Source organism: Ruegeria sp. SCP10 (assembly GCF_040329495.1).
Classification (GTDB): domain Bacteria; phylum Pseudomonadota; class Alphaproteobacteria; order Rhodobacterales; family Rhodobacteraceae; genus Ruegeria.
Window position 1 is genome coordinate 1 of record NZ_JBDZYF010000036.1, and the last position, 4,354, is coordinate 4,354.

A 4,354-nucleotide genomic window follows, 5' to 3' on the forward strand; every position below is an offset into this window, starting at 1 on the left:
GGGAAGAAGGGCTCCAGACGCGCCATTTGCGCCTCCGTCAGCCAGAAAAGATCAGACATGTTCACCGCTCGTTTTTGAGCCGTGAATCAGGCCGCTAAGCGAAAATCAATGCATCCTGACCCTAGCTAACCTGCGAAATTCTTCCTCGGATTAGATCAGAACCCTTTTCGGCGATCATTATCGTAGCAGCATTAGTATTCCCGCTCACGATACTCGGCATCACCGAGGCGTCGCAAATTGAAAGTTGGTCGATCCCGTGGACCGACAAATCTGGACCGACTACCGTATCTATGCTTGTTCCCATTCGGCAGGTGCCTACGGGATGCCATGCGGAGTTCGCCATTTGCCGCACAAACAGCTCGATTTCTGTGTCATTTTGAAATTCTGGTTGGGGCGGACCACTTCGAATCTTATCAAATGGTTTGGCGTTCAAAACCTCGTAATTCCATTTCAACTGCGCAATGGCGGTACGAATGTCATAATCAGCCGTGAGAAAGTTTGGATCAATATTCGGCGGGTCGAGTGGATTCTCTGAGCTTAAAGTTATCGTCCCTCGACTCATCGGTCTACAGGTATATCCACCGAGATAGAAACTCGAACGAGGCAACTTGCCATCGCTTCTAAATATTTCTGAAACGCTTGGAACAAAGAAACTCTGGCACTGTGGTTGCGATTGCCCAGGGTCTACCGCGAAGAAGGCACCTGCATCCATGCCTACCGTTGCTAAAGGCCCGTTGCGATTCTCTTGGAAATCAGTCAATGCATCTTCGAAGGTTTCGACAATTTCACCATATGTTTCATTCGGATTTCGAACAGTTCCAAAAACTGAACCGACATACAAGTGATCCTGAAGATTTTTTCCGACGGCGGGCAGGTCCAAATTGACACTGATACCATTTCTCATGAGATGGTCTGCTGGCCCTATACCCGAATCCATTAGCAACTTAGGTGAGCCAACAGCGCCAGCGGAAACCACAACCTCCTGTGTCGCGTAGAACAGTTTTTGCTTTTTCCCACCAAGCGAACATTCAACACCCATTGCTCTATTTCTGTTTATAATCAAACGTAATACAACTGACTTCTTTAAGACATCCAGATTTGGACGGCTTATTACTGGGTTGAGATAAGCGGTATCTGAACTACAACGCTTCCCGTCCTTGAGAGTAGATTCAAAGTATCCGCTTCCCCATTGTGATTCTCCATTGAAATCGGTATTCAGCGTGGCTCCGACTGACTGAGCCGCTTCAATAAAGGTAAGGCAGAGCCGATGAGCATTCTTGTTCTTACAAACGGCAATTGGACCGTCTTTCCCATGGTATTCACCCGAAAGACCGGAACTACTTTCAAGTCGCTTGAAGTATGGAAGTACTTCTTTGAATGACCAACCGACACAACCATTTTTCTCCCAATCGTCAAAGTCGCCTGCATTGCCTCGAACATGGATCATGAAATTCAGAACGCTTGAGCCACCAACCACACGGCCTCTCGGGTAGGCCAGTCTACGTCCCATCAATTCATGTTGAGGCACGGTCATATACGACCAGTCCATCTGACTGTTCTGCAAGCGGGGAGCTGCGCCCGGAATAGGTACTAATCGTGTATCAGCGTCACCACCTGCTTCAATAAGCAATACGCGACAACCATCATCCTGACTCAGACGGTTTGCTAGTACACATCCCGCAGAACCAGCTCCAACGACTATATAGTCGTAACCTGTTGTCATTCGGACCTCCAACAATGTCGTACTCGAATTAAATGTAACTTGCTTGCTTCCCTACGTCGAGAGGCATTGGTAGTACTATTCGCGTGAATGCTGTATATTTCACTCTGTGAACCAGCATGCAAAATTGATGGGGTGGATGCTCCCTCCCGCAGAGGCATCGCAATGTGCCAGACTGGCTTTGTGAGAAGTCAGTTCAAAAGAAAGGAAGCATCCATGTCAGAGATTAGCATTCTGGCCATAGACCTTGCAAAGCACTCGTTTCAGGTTTGCGCCACGACGGCGGAGGGCGTTGTCGTCTTCAATCGCAAGTACACGCGTGGCAAACTCGAACAACTGCTTACGGAGCATCCGCTTTGTTTGGTCGCCATGGAAGCTTGCGCGACCAGCCACCATTGGGGCCGTTTCGCCACAGAACTTGGTCACGACGTGAGGCTGATCCCGCCGATCTATGTGAAACCGTTCGTCAAACGGTCTGCCAAAAACGACGCCAATGACGCTGCCGCGATCGCGACGGCGGTGCGTCAGCCGGGCATGAGGTTTGTAAAGGTCAAAAGCCAAGAGCAGCAGAGCCATGCCTTGCTGTTCCGCACCCATCAAACTCTTACGCGTCAGAGGGCACAGCTCATCATCACAGTGCGCGGCCACCTGGCCGAGCACGGGGTCATTGTCGCCAAGGGGAATGCTGCCTTGCTCGACTTCGAGAACACTTTGGAAAGTGAGAATGAACTCGTACCAGTTTTGGTTCTGGAGGCGGCGCGGCTGTACTACCACCACATTGAACAGCTGGCGCAGTCCATCGCCACGCTTGAACGGCAGATGGCCGAAGCAACGAAACGCGACGAAGACATGCGACGCCTGCGAACAATGCCCGGCATCGGACCAATCAACGCGGCGGCGTTTATGGCATTTGCACCGCCGATGGAAAGCTTCCGTCGCGGGCGTGATTTTGCTGCTTGGCTTGGGTTGGTTCCGAGACAGCTTTCAACGGGTGGCAAAACCCGATTAGGCCGTGTCAGCAAGATGGGTCAATCCGATCTCAGGCGACTACTGATCACCGGCGCGACGGTCTGCATTCGATGGGCGCGATGGAAAGGGATCAGGCCAGACAGCTGGCTTGGGCGACTACTCGAACGCAAACAAGGAACGCTCGCAGCCGTCGCATTGGCAAACAAGATGGCACGTATTCTTTGGGCCATGGTCACGAAGAAACAGGATTATCGCGGAGGACTGGTGGAATATGCCTGATAACGCGCAAAGACTCGGGCTGGTCAACTCAAGCTGACCAATTCCGGAGAGTGAGGAGATCTACGACGATTATGGGAAACAGGATCGGCTGATCCACCAAGGGAAAACCAGCTAGAGGTCAAGGACGAAGCGAGTCCTGAAAATCGATTTGGACCCTCGGTGATCGAACACCATAACGGCCCGTGGCAGTTCTGAGCCACATCTCATGAGGCCTGACACACGACCGATACCGATAACTGAGACCCCGAAATTCGTCCGAAATCGCCTTGCGAAACCGGGAGCATCCACACATGACCTCTATATTTTGGGGCTACCGGCGTCCAAAAGTGACCCCCCTGATATTTCTGTTCAGAAGCTTCCTCGAAGACTTGAGGGAGCGATTTGGGGATGTTGGTTGTGAAAACGAATCGAACGAGCGGCCTCATCTGACTGGTCCAATTTGATTGTTATTGCATCATCGGCCTGTAATCCATTGGGATGATGTTTTCGGGCGCTGGCGGGCGATAGCCCAGAGCACTGCGGGGCCGCTTTGTGTTGTAGTGTTTCCTCCATTGCTCGATCAGAATTTGTGCTTCGCGCGGGTTGTAGAAGATTTCACCGTTAAGCAGTTCGTCCCTGAACCGGCCATTGAAGCTTTCGCAGTATCCGTTCTCCCACGGGCTCCCTGGTTCGATGTAAGCCGTTTGGGCGCCGACGGCGGTGATCCAGTCTCGGACAGTCTGGGCGATGAATTCTGGCCCATTGTCTGAACGTATGAAGCGGGGTGCACCCCGAAGTATGAACAGATCCGTTAGGGCATCGATCACATCGACCGAGTTCAGCTTGCGCTTCACTCTAATCGCCAGGCACTCCCGGCTGTGCTCATCAAGGATGTTCAGCGTCCGAAAGGCTTTGCCATCGTCAGTTCGACAATGAACGATGTCATAGCTCCATACATGATTGCGAAACTTCGGCCTCAGCCGAACACTCGACCCATCGTTCAGCCTGAGCCGGCCTATCTTCGGTTGTTTTGCGGGCACTTTCAGCCCCTCTCAGCAATGCAGCGCTCCTGCGATAGCCATATCGGCCGTATTGACGGGTCAGCTCGATCATGTCGGCCACCAATCGGTCTTCGTCTGCGCGACCTTGTGGAAAACTGGTGCAGCGAGACCGCAATTTGGGTGTTCTTATACACCTACTCTGGCTTATTCGCGTAGGATCTGGCCCGCAGGATCAAAGGGTGGCTTTTGCAAGATAATTGCTTTGTGAAGGCGGCCCCGCACCATCACCTCGACGGGCATTGCCAATTTGTTTGCCAGCGGTTGCAGAGAGCCTTTGCTGGCGCGGTCAGGCGGTCAACTCGAGAGCATAGTCATTCCAAAGTTCGTGCGCGACCGATCGGGCGTG

2 protein-coding genes and 1 pseudogene are annotated in these 4,354 nt (G+C 52.2%); 1 reads left to right on the forward strand and 2 read right to left on the reverse strand.

Annotated features, from left to right (window positions below; translation table 11 throughout):
* Nucleotides 1-121: 121 nt before the first annotated feature.
* Nucleotides 122-1,723 (reverse strand): GMC family oxidoreductase, encoded by a 1,602-nt coding sequence (locus ABLN87_RS21940; protein WP_353014225.1) that lies wholly within the window; start codon nt 1,721-1,723, stop codon nt 122-124.
* Between the two features lie 213 nt (nt 1,724-1,936).
* On the opposite strand from ABLN87_RS21940, the gene ABLN87_RS21945 reads away from it, so the two are divergent.
* Nucleotides 1,937-2,968: an IS110 family transposase gene (locus tag ABLN87_RS21945; protein ID WP_353014227.1), complete on the forward strand. Its 1,032-nt coding sequence runs from the start codon at nt 1,937-1,939 to the stop codon at nt 2,966-2,968.
* A gap of 446 nt (nt 2,969-3,414) precedes the next feature.
* Here ABLN87_RS21945 and ABLN87_RS21950 read toward each other — a convergent pair.
* Nucleotides 3,415-4,099 (reverse strand): annotated as a pseudogene (locus ABLN87_RS21950) (IS3 family transposase); the annotation flags it as partial.
* Between the last annotated feature and the right edge of the window lie 255 nt (nt 4,100-4,354).

Excerpts from the sequence above, each read along its gene's own strand:
- ABLN87_RS21945 (WP_353014227.1), top strand. The coding sequence starts at position 1,937 with ATGTCAGAGATTAGCATTCTGGCCATAGACCTTGCAAAGCACTCGTTT.
- ABLN87_RS21940 (WP_353014225.1), bottom strand. The coding sequence starts at position 1,723 with ATGACAACAGGTTACGACTATATAGTCGTTGGAGCTGGTTCTGCGGGA.